Raw genomic sequence first — 16,341 nt, forward strand, 5'->3', positions numbered from 1 at the left:
AGGCTCCAGCGGGTAGGCGGCGGCTGCAGCGCGGTGGCCCCGCGCCGCGAACGCCCCGCCGGTGCTGACCGTGGTGCCATGCCGCCCCTCCCTCGCCGGTTGATCGGCTGTCTCGCGTCCAGTGTGCTGCTCAGCCCAAGCTCCCGGTCAGGCACCCAGGCCGCGCGCGGCCTCGGCGAAGTCGTTGCCGCGGGCGTCGTAGCCGCTCCACATGTCCTGACTGGCGCAACCGGGCGCCATCAACACCACATCACCCGGGCGGGCCATGGTGCTGGCCACCCGGACGGCCTCTGCCATCACGCTGGTCTCGGGGCTGTCCAGCACGACGACGGGAACATCCGGCGCGTGCCTGGCCAGCGCGTCGGCCACCACCTGACGGTCGACGCCCAGCAGCACCGCGCCGCGCAACCGGCCGGCGTGGGTCTGCACCAGCTCGTCGAAGGTGGTGCCCTTGGCCTGGCCGCCGGCGATCCAGACGATCGAGTCGAAGGCACGCATCGACGAGTTCGCGGCGTGCGGGTTGGTGGCCTTGGAGTCGTCGATGTACTGCACGCCGTCGCGCTCGTGCACCGTCTGGATCCGGTGGCCACCGAGCTGCAGGTTGCGCAGCCCCTCGCCCACCGCGCGGGCGCCGACGCCGAAGGAGCGGGCCAGCGCGGCCGCGGCCAGCGCATTCTCGATGTTGTGCGGGGCATTGGGGTGCACGTCGCTGACCTTGGCCAGCTCCAGGGCGGAGTCCTTGCGCTGCTCGACGAAGGCGCGATCCACCAGCAGGTCGTCGACCACGCCCAGCATGCTCATCCCGGGCACGCCCAGGGTGAAGCCGATCGCCCGGGCACCGTCCACCACGTCGGCCTCCTCCACCATCCGCTCCGTGGCCGGATCGGCGACGTTGTAGACGCAGGAATGCCGCACCTGGTCATAGATCCGGGCCTTGTCCGCGCGGTAGCGCTCCATCGGGTCCAGCTCCTGGTCGAAACCCTCCCCCTGGTACCACTGCAGGTGATCGGCCTGCAGGTTGAGCACCGCCGACGAGTGCATCTGCACGCTGTTCATCCAGTGCAGCTGGAAGCTGGACAGTTCCACCGCGAGCACGTCATAGGCGGTCTCGTCCAGCACCGCCTCCATCACCGGCCGGCCGATGTTGCCCACCGCGGAGGTCTTCAGCCCCGCCGCCAGCAGGATCGACTCCAGCATCTGGGTGGTGGTGGTCTTGCCATTGGTGCCGGTGACGGCCAGCCACGGCACCACCCGATCGGGGTGCTGCATCCGCCAGGCCAGTTCCACCTCTCCCCAGATCGGGATGGCCCGGGCGGCGGCCTGCGCCAGCAGCGGCGCCGACGGGCGCCAGCCGGGTGAGGTGACCACCAGGTCGACGTCGTCGGGCAGCGTGGTGGTGGTTCCCTGGCCGAGCTCGATCGTGGCGTCGAGGATCTCCAGCACGGTGGCCTTCTCCACATTCTCGGCGGAGTCGTTCTCGTCCAGAACCCTCACCTGGGCGCCCGCCTCCAGCAGGCCGTCGGCGGCGGCGAAACCGGAGGTGCCGAGCCCGGCGACCACCACCTTCGCCTCGTGCCACGGGGAGAGCCGATTGGCGTCGTTGATCCAGTCCAGGGCGCTCACTGGCCCACCACCCATTCCGCGTAGAAGATTCCGAGCCCGGCGGCAACGGCGATACCGCAGATGATCCAGAAGCGGATCACGACGGTCACCTCGCCCCAGCCGAGCAGTTCGAAGTGGTGGTGGATCGGGGTCATCTTGAAGATCCGCTTGCCACCGGTGGCCTTGAAGTAGGCCACCTGCATCATCACCGAGACGGTCTCCATCACGAACAGGGCACCCAGGATCACCAGCAGGAATTCGGTGCGGGTCATGATCGCCAGCCCGGCCAGCGCGGCGCCCAGGGAGAGCGAGCCGGTGTCGCCGAGGAAGATCTTGGCGGGCTTGGCATTCCACCACAGGAAGCCGAAGCAGGCTCCGGCCAGGGCCATCGCCACCACGGCCAGGTCGTGCGGGTCACGCACCTCATAGCAGCGCGGCCCCGCGGTGGACTGACGGCCACACCACTGGTTGAACTGCCAGATGTTGAGCAGCGCATAGGCACTGAAGACCATCGTCGCCGCGCCCGAGGCCAGGCCGTCCAGGCCGTCGGTGAGGTTGACGGCATTCGAGGCACCGGCGATCAGCACCATCATCCAGATGATCGCGATGGCCACCGGGAGCGCCAGCCAGCTGATGTCGCGCAGGAAGCTGATCGCGGTCGACGCGGGGCGGATCCCCCGGTTGTTGGGGAACTGCAGCGCCAGCCAGCCGAAGGAACCGGCCAGCAGCCCCTGCCCCACCAGCTTGGCGCGGCCCTGCAGGCCGAGCGAGCGCTGCTTGGAGATCTTGGCCCAGTCGTCCATGAAGCCCAGCACGCCGTGCCCGACGAAGAGGTAGAGCACCAGCATCGCCGACACGCTGATCGGCGTCCAGGTCAGCAGGTGCGCCAGGAAGTAGGCCAGCACCACGGAGATGATGATCACCAGACCACCCATCGTGGGGGTGCCGCGCTTGGTGTGGTGGGCGGTGGGCCCGTCGTCGCGAATGAACTGCCCATAGCCCTTGCGGACCAGGAAGCCGATCAGGATCCGGGTGCCCAGCAGGGTCCCGACCATGGCCAGTGCCCCGGCCAGCAAGATGTTCTTCACTGCTGCACTCCGCTCATCCCGCACGAATCGTCCCCGGCCGCGAGCAATTGCTCGGCCACCTTCTCCAGGGCAAGACCGCGTGACGCCTTCACCAGCACCACGTCGGCCGGCTTCAAGGGTAGCGATCCGGCCACCTGATCGCGCTGCGACGCTCGGGCCGAGCCCCCGGCCTCATGGGCACCCGCCACGATCTGCTCGGCGTACTCACCGACGGCGATCACCTCGTCGACGCCGGCTTCTGCTGCCTGGGCGCCGATCCGACGGTGCAGGGCCTCGGCGTCATCGCCCAGCTCCAGCATGTCGCCCAGCACGGCGTAGACGGTGGCGCTCGGGTCGACGGCCCGGCGCGCCACACCGATCCGGCCGATCGAGGCGATCGCCTCGGCCATCGAGCCCGGATTGGCGTTGTAGGCGTCATTCAGGATGGCGGCACCGTCACCGCGGACGTCCATCTGCATCCGCCAGGGGCTCCGGGTGACGGCGGCATTCAGCACCGCGGCAAGCTGGTCGGGCTCACACCCGGCGGCGATCGCCGCGGTGGCGGCGGCCAGGGCATTTGAGACCTGGTGGCTGCCCAGCAGCTGCAGCTGCACCGGCTGTTCCTCCGTGTGGCCGTCGCGCTCCACCACCAGGGTGAAGCCGTACTGCTCCAGGCTGTTGGCGGCGATGTCACGGGCGCTGACGTGCAGCGCGCCCGCCGGGCGCTGGCCCTGCTGGGCGGCCCAGTCGGTGCGGGTCCACCACGCCAGCCGGGCGGAGGTGCGGGGCGCCATGCCGGCCACCAGCTCGTCGTCGGCATTGAGCACGGCCCAGCCCTCGGCGGGCAGGCACTCGACGATCTCGCCCTTGGCCTGCGCGATCACCTCTCGGCTGCCGAACTCCCCCAGGTGGGCGGTGCCGATGTTGAGCACCAACGAGATCTGCGGGGCGGTCAGGGAACAGAGCCAGGCGACGTGGCCCAGCCCGCGGGCGCCCATCTCGCTGACCAGGAAGCGGGTCTTCTCGGTGACGCCGCAGGCGGTCAGCGGCACCCCGATCTCATTGTTGAAGGAGCCGACCGGGCTGACGGTGGGGCCGGCAACCTCCAGCAACTGGGCCAGCAGGTCCTTGGTGGAGGTCTTGCCGGAGCTGCCGGTGACGGCCAGGGTGACCAGGCCACGCTCCCGCTCCTGTGCCACCACGCCCCGGGCCAACCGGGACAGGCCCTGCACCGAATCCTCCACCACGATGTGCGCCAGATCGGCGTCGGTCACCCGGGTGCAGATCACCGCGGCCGCGCCCTTGGCGGCGGCCTGGGCGGTGAAGTCGTGGCCGTCGACCTTCTCACCGGGGATGGCGACGAAGATGCTGCCGGGGGTGGCCTGGCGGGCGTCGATCACCACGTCGGGGCCGACGGGGCGGTCCTGCCCGACCAGCTCGCCATGGGCCCATTCGGCCAGTTTGGCCGCGTCAGTTGTTCTCATTGATCTTTCCCCACTGTTCCAGCACCACCGCGACGTCGTCGAAGTCGTGCACCGTCTGACCGACGATCTGGCCCTTCTCATGGCCCTTGCCCAGCACCAGCAGCACATCGCCGGGGCGGGCGATCCGCAGCGCCTCACCGATCGCGGCCCGTCGCCCGGCCACCTCAAGCACCTCGGCCTGGCCGACGCTGCGCGCCCCGGCCGCGACGGCCGCCCGGATCAGCGCCGGATCCTCGGTGCGCGGATTGTCGTCGGTGACCACCACCACGCCGCTGCCGGTGGCCGCGGCCTGGCCCATCGGCTCGCGCTTGGCGGCGTCGCGGTCTCCCCCGGCGCCCAGCACGACGATGATCCGGCCGCCCTCGGCGGGCCGCGCGGAGCGCACCGCGGACTCGATCGCCTGCGGGGTGTGCGCGAAGTCGACATAGACCGTGGGGGCCTCGACCGTCCCTGCCAGCCTGACCAGCTGCATCCGGCCGGGCACCTGGGCGTGCTTGATCCCCTCCAGTGCCGCGTCCTCGTCCAGCCCGGCCTCCACAGCCATCGCCAGCGCCATCACGGCATTGCGCACGTTGTACTCTCCGGGCAGGTCGATGGTGAACTCCCGCTCACCGTGCGGCCCGCGGTAGCGCACCCGACTGCCCGGCCCCTCCGGGGTGGTGGCCAGGATCTGGTGGTCGCTGTCGCCAAAGCCCGTGGTGACCAGCCGCGGCGCCCCGGCCGCGGTGATCCGTCGGGCCAGCTCCCGGCCGTGTTCGTCGTCGGTGTTGATCACCGCCACCCGGCAGTGCTCGGCGTCGAAGAGCCGGGCCTTGGCCTCGAAGTAGTCCTCGATGGTGGGATGGAAGTCCAGGTGGTCGCGGCCCAGGTTGGTGAAGCCCGCCACGTCGAAACCGATGTGGTCCACCCGCTGCAGCGCCAGGGCGTGCGAGCTGACCTCCATCGCGACGCAGTCCGCGCCGCGCTCCAGCATCACCGCCAGCAACGCCTGCAGATCCGGCGATTCGGGGGTGGTGACGGTGGTGCGGTTGCTGGGGAGCTCGGCGCCGTCCAGCCGGAAGCCATTGGTGCCGATGGTGCCCACCCGGCGGCCGGCCGCCACCAGCGCCGCCTCCAGCAGGAAGGTGGTGGTGGTCTTGCCATTGGTGCCGGTCAGGCCGAACATCATCAGCTGATGGGTGGGCAGGCCGAAGAGCGTGGCGGCGGCGTCAGCCATCGCGTCCCGGGCGTCGGCGGCCACCACGACGGGCACGCCGCTCTCCTCGGCCAGCTCCCGGCCCGCCTCGTCGGTCAGGATCGCCACCGCCCCGCGCTGCACGGCGCCGGGGGCGAACTGGGCACCGTGGGCCCGGGTGCCACTGAGCGCCACGTAGAGGTCCCCGGGAGCCACGGTGCGCGAGTCCAGGGTGATCCCGGTCACGGACACCGAGCGGTCCGGCAGCTGCACGCTGCCGGGCTGGGAGTCCGCGAACAGGTCGCGCAGTTCACGCTGGGGGCGCCGGGCGGGGCGCAACAGGTCTTGGCTCACGGTTCGTACTCAATCGGCTTGTCGGGTGCGGGGGTGGAATCGGGCAGGACACCGTATCGCGGTAACGCCAGGGTCATGATCTCCTTGGCGATCGGCATCGCGACGCCGGAGCCCTGGTGGCCGTTCAGCGGCTCGTCGAGCAGCACGTAGACCAGGATCTGCGGGTCGTCGGCCGGGGCGGCCATCACATAGGAGGCGGTGTAGCCGGAATAGCCATTCTTGCCATTGGAGCGTTCCGCGGTGCCGGACTTGGCGATCACCCGGTAGCCCTCGATGGCGCGCTGCTTGGGGGCCAGCTGGGTGACGGCCTCCATCATGTCCCGCACCTCGGCCGAGGCCTCCTTGGAGATCACCCGACGCGGGGTGCGGGCCGGCAGGGCCACCGGCTTGCCGTCGCTGGTGGTGGCGGACTTGACCAGCGTCGGGCTGTTGTAGACGCCGTCATTGACCACGCCGGCCACCGCCGCCGCCTCCTGCACCGGGGTCACTGACAGCCCCTGGCCGAAGGCGATCTGGTCGCGGGTGTAGTCCGGCATGTCCGGCTTGGGCAGGACGCCGGCCGACTCCCCCGGCAGTTCGACGCCGGTCCTGGCGCCCAGCCCGAAACTCTTCAGGTAGTTCACCAGACTCGGCTTGTCCAACTGGCGAGTGAGCATGACGGTGCCGATGTTGGAAGACTTGGCGATCACGCCACGCGCGGTCATCGGCACCGTGCCATGGGCGAAGGAGTCGTTGATGTAGCCGCCGCCGGAGGGCAGCCGCGGCGGCACCAGCACCCGGGTGTCGGCGGTGACCAGGCCCTTGTCGGCCAGGGCGGCCATGGTCAGCACCTTCTGCACCGAGCCCGGATCGTAGATGCTCTCCACCGAGCGGTTCACCAGACCGCTCTTGGCTGCGATCTTGCTCACCTTGTTCGGGTCGTAGGAGGGCAGGTTGGCATTGGCCAGCACTTCGCCGGTCTTGACATTCGTCACGATCGCCGTGCCGGTGGCTGCCGCGGCCGTCGTCGCCCCCTTGGCCAGCGCGGCCTCCGCGGCCTGCTGCATGGTGGCGTCGATGGTCAGGGTGTAGTTGGTCCCGTCCACGGCCGGGGTCAACACGTCGGTGCCCAGCGGGATCCGGCCATAGGCCGAGCTCTCGTAGACCTCACGCCCGGGGGTGCCCGTCAACTGGCTGTCCAGCGCCTTCTCCACCCCGGTCAGGGCGGTGGTGCGGCCCTGGGCATTCTCGTCGCTGCGGACCAGGCCGATCAGGTTGCCGCCCACCGAGCCCGACGGGTAGATCCGCTTGGGGTTGTCCTCCTTGTAGAGGCCGTACCAGTAGGGCGCGCCCTTCTTCACCTCCGGCACCGGCCCACCGGCCCGGAGCTCCTTGTTGATCTTGTTCCAGATCGAGGACTCCACCTGGGGGGCCACCACCACCCAGCTGACCAACTTGCCGTCCTTGTCCTTGGCGGTCAGGGACTTCAGGTAGTCGGCCTCCTTGCCGCCCAGGTGCTTGACCAGGATCTTGGCCATTGCCGGCGCCGCGGCCTCGCCGATCCTGCGCTGCTTCTCGGTCAGTTCCATCCGCTTGTCGACGCCATTTCGGGCGATCATGCTCGGGTCGGCGATGATCCGCACGGCTGGCACGGTGGCGGCCATCACGGTGCCGAAACGGTCACTGATGGTGCCGCGCTGCGGCGCCAGATCCACCGCATGCGTCATCTGGTCGGCCGCCTTGGCGGCATAGGCCTTGGAGTCGAAGGCCTGCAGCTGCAGCGCACGCCCCATGAACAGGGTGAGCACCACCAGGATGCTGATCAGCAGCCAACGCAGACGCGTGGCCGGCTCCCCCAACTGGATGCGAAAGCTGTCGACCCGGGCGGTGGCCGCCTGCGGGCGACGCCGTCGCTGATCCATCAGTTCCCTCCGGTGCTGCTCTTTTTGTTCGTCGCCTTCGCCTGCTTGGCCTTGGCCGCCGCTGCCTCCTGCTTCGCCTTGGCCGCCGCTGCCTCCTGCTTGACCCTGGCCTCCGCGGCCTTCGCCCGGGCGGCGGCCTCCGCCTGGGCCTGGGCCTTCTGCTGCGCCACCTTCTGCTGGTAGGCGACGCGAGCCTGCTGCATCCGCTTGGTCACATCATCCGCGCTGACGGCCTTCTGGTTTGGCATCTCGCTGCCGGACACCGCGGTGGGCGTGCCCACCACCCGGCTGGTCTTGCCGTCGGCATCCAACTGGATGAAGACAGGGTACGGGTTGGGGCGCATTCCCATCTCCCAGGCACGGTTGGCCAGGTCCGAGCTGGAGCGCAGTTGCTCGGCCTTGGCCGTCAGTGAGGCCTGCTCATAGCCCAGGTCATCCGCGGTCCGCTGGGCAGCGGCGACGGTCTGCGCCCGCTGCTGGATGGTGGTGTTCAACAGCAGGATGCCCACCATGCCCAGGCCGAGCACGGTGGTGATGAAGATGATGAAGCCCACCCGGGAAAGCCTCAGCGGGCTGGCAGCAACGGCGCGCAGCGCCGGTCGCTCGGCGGCAGGGCTGGCCGTGGAGCGGGTGCGGGGCTGTTCCAGCGGTGCAAGCAGTGCGCTCATCGTGCTCTCCTGATGCGTTCGGCCACCCGGAGTCGGGCGGAGGCGGCTCGGGGATTGGTGGCGGTCTCGTCGTCGTCGGGCTTCTCGGCACCCCGGGTGAGCAGCCGCAGTTCGGGCTGCATGGATTCGGGGACGACCGGGAGGTTCTTGGGGGCGGTGTCACTGGCGCCGGCGCGGAAGAGGTTCTTCACCATCCGGTCCTCCAGCGAGTGGTAGGCCAGCACGGCCAGCCGGCCACCGACGGCCAGCGAATCCAGCGCGGCGGGCAGGACACCCTCGAGGGCCTCCAGCTCGGCGTTCACCTCAATTCGCAGGGCCTGGAAGGTGCGCTTGGCGGGGTGCCCCCCGGTCTTGCGGGCAGCCATCGGGATCGCGTCGGAGATCACCTGGACCAGCCGGGCTGAGGTGGTGAAGGGCTCGGTCTCGCGAGCATCGATGATCCGGCGCACGATCCGATCGGCGAAGCGTTCCTCGCCGTAGACCCGCAGGATCCGCAGCAGCTCGCGCGGTTCGTAGCCGTTGACCACGTCGGCGGCGGTCAGCGACTGCTTGCCGTCCATCCGCATGTCCAACGGGGCGTCGACGGAGTAGGCGAAACCGCGCTCACGACGGTCGATCTGCAGGCTGGACAGGCCCAGGTCCAGCAGCATCGAGTTGATCCGGGCGATGCCGAGCTCGTCGAGCACCTCGGGCAGTTCGTCGTAGACGGCCTCGACGGGGGTGAAGCGCTCCCCGAAGGCCTCCAGGCGCCGGTTGGCGATAGCCAAGGCGGTGGGGTCACGGTCGATCCCGATCACCCGGGCATTGGGGCAGGCCCGCAGCACGGCCTCGGCGTGGCCGCCCATGCCCAGGGTGCCGTCGACGTGGATGCTGCCTGGCTCGGCCAGGGCGGGGGTGAGGAGTTCGATGATCCGATCCCGCATCACCGGGATGTGGATCCGGGCAGGATCGGCAGCAGGTGCGGCGGCGGACTCGTCCACCAGCTCGGTCTCGCCCATGCGTCCCACCAATCCGTTCGTTTGTGCCTCGGGGTTTCAACCCGGAACCGCCGCCACCTGGCACCGGGGAAGGTGAGCCAGGGGGCCGGGGCCCCGGACTGAAGCCTCGCGGCACAATCCGTCAACTGCTCTTTCCCGGCTCACAGGCCGGGGAAGACCTCTTCATTCATCTCGGCGAAGACCGATTCCTGCGCTTCGGAGTACTCCTGCCACGCGGCGACGTCCCAGACCTCGACCCGGTTGATGGCACCCACCACGACGATCTGGCTCTCCAGACCCGCGTAGTCACGCAGCTGGGTCGGGATGGTCACCCGGCCCTGCTTGTCCGGCGTCTCGTCCGAGGCTCCGGCCGCCAGCATGCGCTGGAAGTCGCGAACCTGCTTCAGGGTCGTCGGAGCGGTGCTCACCTGCTTGGTCATCTCGACGAAGGTGGCGGTCGGGTAGATCGCCAGGCACCTGTCCTGGCTCCTGGTGATCACCAGGCCCTCGGCCAATTCGTCGCGAAACTTCGCCGGCAGGAAGAATCGGCCCTTCTCATCGAGCTTTGGCGTGTGTGTACCCAGAAACACCGGGACACCTCCGCTCGCTCCACAATCGTGCCGATCTCCTCCACTGCGCTCCACAATACTCCACAACGCTCCACAACCACCATCGCTGGCTCCCATTTCGCCCCACTTCGGGAGTTCTTCAGCCCGGATCCACCCTCAGCGGAGGGACAGGTGGGAGATTGGGATGGCCGGGCCCGCAAGGTAGGGTTCTACGGGCAATTGGTCAGCAGACCGACGTGGCCAGGCAACAGACCCGGCGCCGCCCGCGCGGTGCCCAACGAGGAAATGGAGAACCCGGTGGAGCAGAATGGGGCCCAGAGCCACACCCTGTCCGACGTGGTCGCCGTGATGGGCGAGGTGCGCACCGCCATCGAGAGCGTGATCGAGGGCAAGACCGACCAGATCGACATCGCCATGGCAGTGCTGCTGGCCGAGGGTCACCTGCTGGTGGAGGACGTGCCCGGCGTCGGCAAGACCATGCTGGCCAAGGCGCTCGGCCGCTCGATCGACTGCAGCGTGCGTCGCCTCCAGTTCACCCCCGACCTGTTGCCCAGCGACATCACCGGCGTGAGCATCTACAACCAGGACACCCACGAGTTCGAGTTCAAGCCCGGCGGCATCTTCGCCAACATCGTCGTCGGCGACGAGATCAACCGCGCCTCACCCAAGACCCAGTCCGCGCTGCTGGAGGCGATGGCCGAGCGCCAGGTCTCCAGCGACGGCATCACGCACGAGCTGCGGGCCCCCTTCATGGTGGTGGCCACCCAGAACCCGATCGAGATGGAGGGCACCTACCCGCTGCCCGAGGCCCAGCGCGACCGCTTCATGGCCCGGATCGAGATGGGCTACCCCACCCGCGCCTCCGAGCTGGACATGCTGGACTCGCACGGCGCCTCCGATCCGCTGGCGGCCCTGCAGCCGGTCACCACCGGCGAGGTGATCGTCTCCCTGATCCGCGCGGTCAAGGAGGTCTACGTGGCCCCGGCCGTGAAGGACTACATCGTCGGCGTCGTCTCGGCCACCCGCGCCAGCAAGGACCTGCGGCTGGGCGCATCGCCGCGCGCCAGCCTGCACCTGCTTCGCGCCGTACGCGCCCAGGCCGCCCTGGCCGGCCGTGACTACGCCATCCCGGACGACGTGCAGGCCCTGGCCGGCGTCGTGCTCGGCCACCGCGTCCTGCCGTCGGTGCAGGCCCAGCTGGCCGGTCGCACCGTCGCCGAGATCATCGATGCCGCGGTGGACACCGTGGCCATCCCCGACCGAAGGTGAATTCTTGATCGCCAAGTCATGGCGAGTGCTCACGGCCCGGGGCAAGGCCTTCCTGCTCCTCGGACTGCTGGGCCTGATCGCCTGCATGGCCATGGGCCAACGCGACCTGGCGCGGGTCTGCGCCCTGCTGATCCTGCTGCCGCTGGCCGCCATCCTGGTGGTCGGCCGTTCCCGGCTGCACCTGGTCAGCGAGCGCACCATCGATCCGCCCCGGGTGACGCTGGGCGAACGAATGGACGCCAGCCTCGCGCTGCGCAAGGCCGGGGCGCTGCCCGTCGGCCTGCTGCGCTTCGAGGACACGGTGCCCCGCGAGTTGGGGCGTCGCCCCCGCTTCACCATCCACACCTTCGCCGGCGACTGGAAGCGGCAGATCACCTACCCGCTGATGGGCCTGGCCCGCGGTCGCTACCGGGTGGGCCCCCTGCTGGTGCGCGCCATCGACCCCTTTGGCCTGGCACAGATCGACCGCCAGTTCCGCGCCTCCAATGAGGTGTTGGTCACCCCCGAGGTGGTGCCGCTGAGCCAGCTGGGCTCCGCGTCGGGCAGCAATGCGTCGGGCGAATCCACCCCGCAGAAGATCGGCTTGGTGGGCCAGGACGACGTTCTGGTGCGCGAATACCGCGACGGTGACGACGTGCGCCGGATCCACTGGCGCTCGACTGCCAAGAAGGGCGAGATCATGGTCCGCCGCGAGGAGCAGGCCTGGGATCCCAGCGTCACCGTGCTGCTCGACTCGCGGGCCAGCGCCCATGCCGGCACCGGCCGCACCGCCAGCTTCGAATGGGCCGTCTCCGCCGCCACCAGCGTGGCGCACCACCTGATCAGCAACGGATTCCGGCTGGTGATGGTGGATTCCGACGGCGTCGTGCCCACCGCCAGCGCGGAGGATCCCTTCGCCGCCCGCGAGGCGGTACTGCTGGCCATGACCGACGAGCAGCTCAGCGAGTACACCGGCCTGGAGTCGGCGCTGGAGACCAACCTGCAGCGGCAGGGCGAGATGCTGGTGGCGATCCTCGGCCGGCTCACCCCGGCCGACGTGGCCGCCCTGGCGACCGCCCGTCGTGGCCGCACCGTCGGCCTGGCCATCGTGCTGGACGTCGACTCCTTCACCATCCGTGGCCTGCGGGCCGAGCCCGAGGTGATCGCCCAGCACGAGCAGTGCTGCCGGCAGCTCTCCGAGGCCCAGTGGCGGGTGGTGCAGGTCAAGCGCGGCAGCTCCGTCGCCGAAGCCTGGGCCGAACTCGAACGACGAACAGGAGGCGTCTGATGCGCTCATCCGACCGCCTGTCCATTGCCGTGGCGATCGCCATGGTGCTCGGCTCGATCAGCCTGATGCCGCTGACCCTGGACCAGCACTTCATCGCCTACGGCGCGGTCCTCATCGCGGCGCTGCAGACCATCTCCCTGCTGCTGCGCCGCTTCGGGGTAACCGGCGGATTCGTCGCCCTCACCCAATTCCTGGTGCTGCTGGCCGCCGGGATCGGCTGGGGCTACTACGCCCAACCCGCGGCCACCCGCAGCTTCGGCAACCTGCCCACGCTCTTGAACTCCGGGGTGATGCAGATCCGCACCGAGGTGGCACCGATGTCGGAGAGCCCCGAGGTGCGCTGGATCTTCCTGCTGCTGATCGGCCTGGTCACCATCATCGCCGACCTGCTGGTGATCACCCTGCAGGCCACCGCATGGATGCTGGCCCCGCTGCTCAGCCTCTACCTGATCCCCGCCCTGGCGTTGAAGACCGACGTCGTCTGGTGGGTCTTCGCCCTGCTGGGCCTGGGCTACCTGATCGTGCTGATCGCCGACGGGATCAACGACAACTCCGCCTGGACCAGGAACCTGGCCAGCGATTCCGCGCAGAACGCCCACTCCTCGGCCGGTGCGCTGCGCCTGGCCGCCCTGGTGGGCATCCCCGCGCTGGCGCTGGCCCTGCTGCTGGGCGCCATCACCCCGCGGATCGGCAACCTGGACATCGAGTCGGCCCGCCCCCGCGGCACCGGGCCGCTGCAGATGGCCGACCCGACGATCGACCTGTCGAAGAACCTCAACCTGCCGGTGGACCGCACCGTGCTCACCTACAAGGCCGACCAGCCGCTCTACCTGCGCACCGCGTCGCTGACCGTGATGGACGCCGACGGCTGGCACATGGCCCCGGCGCAACTGAAGGACGGTGCGCTGCCGACGGCGCCCGGGCTGACCGAGGCCGGCAAGCCGGTCAGCGCCGAGATCTCGGTGAAGGACCTGGGCGGCGAGTACCTGCCCGCCCCCTACGCCCCGCAGAACTACACCGCCGAAGGCCGCTGGCGCTATGACCCGCAGACCCTGACCATCCTGTCCACCGAGGACAAGGACCGGGGTGAGGCGATCCGCAACAAGACCTATCAGGTCAACGCGGTGCTGAATGACCCGGTGGCGGAGAACTTCACCCTGGCCAAGCCCGGCACGCCGTCGGACGCCAAGGTGACGGCCGCGGTGCCGGACGACGTGCCGAAGCCGATCATGGAGATCACCAACCAGGTGACCCGTGACGCCTCCACCCCGGTGCTGAAGGCGGCCGCGATCCAGGCCTTCCTCTCCGATCCGGAGAACTTCAACTACTCCACCACCGCCCCGGCCGGTGACGGCTTCGAGGTGCTGACCAACTTCCTCACCAAGGACAAGGCCGGCTACTGCGTGCACTTTGCCTCCTCGATGGCGCTGATGGCCCGGCTGGAGGGCATCCCGTCGCGGGTCTCGGTGGGCTTCCTGCCCGGCGAGAAGAAGGGTGACCACTACGAGGTCAAGGCCAGCAACATGCACGCCTGGCCGGAGCTCTACTTCGCCAACTACGGCTGGGTGCGCTTCGAGCCCACCAGCCGGGTGGCCTCCGCGCCGGAATGGTCGCTGGTGAACAAGGACGTCAAGCCGCTCCCGTCGGCCACCGCCTCCAGCGGCGCCAGCTCCAAGAACCCCAGCCAGTCCCCCAGCGCCACCCCGAGCGCCAGTGCCAGCGCGAGCACCTCGCCGGCGCCCGGCCCGACCACCCGGATCCCGTGGACCAAGGTGCTGGGCATTGCCCTGGCCGTGCTCGGCCTGCTGGGCCTGCTCAGCCTGCCGGCGATCATCCGGCTGGCCAGCCGTCGCCGCCGGCTGAACGCCGCGGGCGACCCGCACCAGCGGGTGGCCCATGCCTGGGCCGAGATCCGCGACACCCGCTACGACCTGGGGCTGCCCTGGCCCAATGGCACGCCGCGCGAGGTGGCCCAGGACGTCTCCGGACAGTTGGAGGAGACCGGCGCCGACGCCCTGGACCGGGTGGCGATGGACGTGGAACGATCCCGCTACGCCCGCACCTTGGGCGACGTCGACGACGAGCTGGCCGAGGACACCCGTCTGGTGCGTCGCCAACTGCTGGACGGATCCAGCAAGACCGACCGCTTCCTGGCGCTCTGGGCACCGCGCTCGCTGTGGCTGCGGCTCACCGGCCGGGCCGATCGGCGCGGCATCGTGGTGGAGAAGGTGGAGGAGCGGGAGTACATCTCCTGATCCGGTCAGGACAAGGGCCAGGGCGCATCCGCGGTGGATGCGCCCTGGCTGCGTGTTCGGTTCTGTGCTCAGCGATCGTGACTGCGATCCGGCCCGTCGGTGTGCGACGGCTGCCCGGGAAGCCGCGGATCCAGGTCTTCCCGGAGGTCCGAGGCGCCACCCTGCCCGCGCAGCTGTTCGGAGAGCAGCACCGCGGAGACCAGCATGATCACGAAGCCCAGCACGCTGACCACCGGATGCACCTGCATCCCGCCGACCAGGCCTGCCAAGCCCACCAGGAAACCCAGGACGAGCACGCCGGTGCGCCGTGGCGGCAGCAGCTTCGGCGCCGCGGAGTCGCCGCGCAAGGTGCGGGCGAGCGACGGATCGTCGGCCGCAAGCGAGGCCTCCAGTTGGTCGAGCAAGCGCTGTTCCTGCTCCGAAAGAGCCATCGCCGCCTCCTGGGGTTCATTGGGCCACCGGCCATTCGGCCACCTGGGTAAAAGCAAGTCTAGGTCCGCTTTCGACGGCGCGAAAGGGATGGTGCCGTCCTCATCAGCGACGGGTCAGCGTCGCCCGCTGCACCGCCGCCGGGCCAAAGCGGTTGACCACCTCATCGGCCACCAGTTCCACCTCCCGCATCCCCTTCTCTGGGGCATCCAGCGGCAGTTGCTGGAAGGCCTGCCCCTGCTCCACCAAGCCCTCCACCCGCACCCCCACCCGTCGGATCCGGGCCCGCTGCAGGTTCAGCTTGCGGTAGGTGCGCCAGGCGCCGTCGAAGATCTCGTCGGTGACGTCGGTCAGGCCGGTCAGCGTGGTGGAACGGCTCAACGTGCTGAAATCCGCAAAACGGAGCTCGATGGTGACCACCCGGCCCAGCATCCGGGCCCGACGCATCCGGGAGGCCACCCGGGCGCACAGCCGCAACAACTCGGTGCGCACCACCTGCGCGTCGTCGGTGTCCCGGGCGAAGGTCTCCTGCGCACCGATGGAACGTTCCGTCTGCTCCGGCACCACCCGTCGGGCATCCCGCCCCCAGGCAAGGTCATGCAGCAACCCGCCCTGATTGGCGCCGAAGGCCCGCTGCAACGTCGCCCGCGGGGTGTGCGCCAGATCCGCGATGGTGAGCAGCCCCAGCTTGTGCAGCTTTCCGGCCGTCGACGGCCCCACCCCCCACATCTTCTCCACCGGCAACGGATGCAGGAAGTCGATCACCTCGTCGGGGCGCACCAGCACCAGCCCGTCGGGCTTGGCCTGCTTGCTGGCCAGCTTGGCGACGAACTTGCTCGGCGCGATCCCCACCGAACAGGCGATCTGCTGCTCGTCGGCCACCTGCGCCCGCAACCGCTCCCCGATCAACGCCGGATCCCCCAGCCGACGAAGCGCTCCGGTGATGTCCAGGAAGGCCTCGTCGATGCTGCCCGCCTCCACCTGCGCCGTGATCGTCTCGAAGATCGCGAAGACACCTTGCGAGACCAGCTGGTAGCTGTCGAAATCCGGCGGCACCGCCACCGCCTGCGGACACAGCCGACGCGCCTGCGTCGAACTCATCCCACCCTCGATGCCATACCGGCGGGCCTCGTAGTTGGCGCTCAGCACCACCCCACGCTGCGCACCACCGACGAAGAAGGGCCGGTTGCGCAGCTCCGGACGACGGGCCAGCTCGACGCTGGCGTAGAAGGCATCCATGTCCACGTGCAGTATTACGCGAGGGGGGACGACCCCCCTCGAACCCCCCGCGCTCCGCACGGCATCCAACTGCGCTCGCCCCTCGC

13 protein-coding genes are annotated in these 16,341 nt (G+C 69.6%); 3 read left to right on the forward strand and 10 right to left on the reverse strand.

The features are described from left to right. Window positions 1–147: 147 nt before the first annotated feature. From murD to mraZ, 8 genes are all read right to left on the reverse strand, one after another. Entirely contained in the window at window positions 148–1,638 is a 1,491-nt protein-coding gene (murD, locus tag AAEX57_RS04285; RefSeq protein ID WP_342090978.1) for a UDP-N-acetylmuramoyl-L-alanine--D-glutamate ligase, read from the reverse strand. Continuing rightward, the gene (gene mraY, locus AAEX57_RS04290; protein WP_342090977.1) at window positions 1,620–2,690 is read right to left on the reverse strand and encodes a phospho-N-acetylmuramoyl-pentapeptide-transferase; all 1,071 of its coding nucleotides are present in this window, start codon (window positions 2,688–2,690) and stop codon (window positions 1,620–1,622) included. Before mraY ends, murD begins: the two co-directional genes overlap by 19 nt. Then, the gene (locus AAEX57_RS04295; RefSeq protein WP_342090976.1) at window positions 2,687–4,153 is read right to left on the reverse strand and encodes a UDP-N-acetylmuramoyl-tripeptide--D-alanyl-D-alanine ligase; all 1,467 of its coding nucleotides are present in this window, start codon (window positions 4,151–4,153) and stop codon (window positions 2,687–2,689) included. Before AAEX57_RS04295 ends, mraY begins: the two co-directional genes overlap by 4 nt. After that, the gene (locus AAEX57_RS04300; protein WP_342090975.1) at window positions 4,140–5,681 is read right to left on the reverse strand and encodes a UDP-N-acetylmuramoyl-L-alanyl-D-glutamate--2,6-diaminopimelate ligase; all 1,542 of its coding nucleotides are present in this window, start codon (window positions 5,679–5,681) and stop codon (window positions 4,140–4,142) included. Before AAEX57_RS04300 ends, AAEX57_RS04295 begins: the two co-directional genes overlap by 14 nt. Further along, window positions 5,678–7,582: a peptidoglycan D,D-transpeptidase FtsI family protein gene (locus tag AAEX57_RS04305; protein ID WP_342090974.1), complete on the reverse strand. Its 1,905-nt coding sequence runs from the start codon at window positions 7,580–7,582 to the stop codon at window positions 5,678–5,680. The genes AAEX57_RS04300 and AAEX57_RS04305 overlap by 4 nt, the downstream gene beginning before the upstream one ends. Then, window positions 7,582–8,250: a hypothetical protein gene (locus AAEX57_RS04310; protein ID WP_342090973.1), complete on the reverse strand. Its 669-nt coding sequence runs from the start codon at window positions 8,248–8,250 to the stop codon at window positions 7,582–7,584. Before AAEX57_RS04310 ends, AAEX57_RS04305 begins: the two co-directional genes overlap by 1 nt. Continuing rightward, the gene (gene rsmH / locus AAEX57_RS04315; protein WP_342090972.1) at window positions 8,247–9,248 is read right to left on the reverse strand and encodes a 16S rRNA (cytosine(1402)-N(4))-methyltransferase RsmH; all 1,002 of its coding nucleotides are present in this window, start codon (window positions 9,246–9,248) and stop codon (window positions 8,247–8,249) included. Before rsmH ends, AAEX57_RS04310 begins: the two co-directional genes overlap by 4 nt. Window positions 9,249–9,388: 140 nt before the next feature. Then, complete coding sequence (gene mraZ, locus AAEX57_RS04320; RefSeq protein ID WP_342090971.1) at window positions 9,389–9,817, reverse strand: division/cell wall cluster transcriptional repressor MraZ; 429 nt, start codon at window positions 9,815–9,817, stop codon at window positions 9,389–9,391. Window positions 9,818–10,081: 264 nt separating this feature from the next. Between mraZ and AAEX57_RS04325 the strand changes: the two genes are divergently transcribed. The 3 genes from AAEX57_RS04325 to AAEX57_RS04335 are packed head-to-tail and all read left to right on the forward strand — an operon-like array spanning window position 10,082 to window position 14,587. Further along, a complete protein-coding gene (locus AAEX57_RS04325; RefSeq protein ID WP_342091027.1) occupies window positions 10,082–11,065 on the forward strand; it encodes an AAA family ATPase in 984 nt (327 codons plus the stop codon). 4 nt (window positions 11,066–11,069) lie between these two features. Further along, entirely contained in the window at window positions 11,070–12,332 is a 1,263-nt protein-coding gene (locus tag AAEX57_RS04330) for a DUF58 domain-containing protein (RefSeq protein ID WP_342090970.1), read from the forward strand. Continuing rightward, window positions 12,332–14,587, forward strand: a complete 2,256-nt coding sequence (locus AAEX57_RS04335) for a transglutaminase family protein (protein ID WP_342090969.1) — start codon at window positions 12,332–12,334, stop codon at window positions 14,585–14,587. The genes AAEX57_RS04330 and AAEX57_RS04335 overlap by 1 nt, the downstream gene beginning before the upstream one ends. A gap of 68 nt (window positions 14,588–14,655) precedes the next feature. Here AAEX57_RS04335 and AAEX57_RS04340 read toward each other — a convergent pair whose 3' ends face one another. Together AAEX57_RS04340 and dinB are read right to left on the reverse strand one after the other, a co-directional pair. Beyond that, window positions 14,656–15,018 (reverse strand): DUF3040 domain-containing protein, encoded by a 363-nt coding sequence (locus tag AAEX57_RS04340; protein WP_342090968.1) that lies wholly within the window; start codon window positions 15,016–15,018, stop codon window positions 14,656–14,658. 103 nt (window positions 15,019–15,121) lie between these two features. After that, on the reverse strand, window positions 15,122–16,315 hold the full coding sequence (gene dinB / locus AAEX57_RS04345; protein ID WP_342091026.1) for a DNA polymerase IV: 1,194 nt from the start codon (window positions 16,313–16,315) through the stop codon (window positions 15,122–15,124). Between the last annotated feature and the right edge of the window lie 26 nt (window positions 16,316–16,341).

It is taken from the genome of Luteococcus sp. H91, assembly GCF_038433135.1.
Taxonomy (GTDB): domain Bacteria; phylum Actinomycetota; class Actinomycetes; order Propionibacteriales; family Propionibacteriaceae; genus Luteococcus.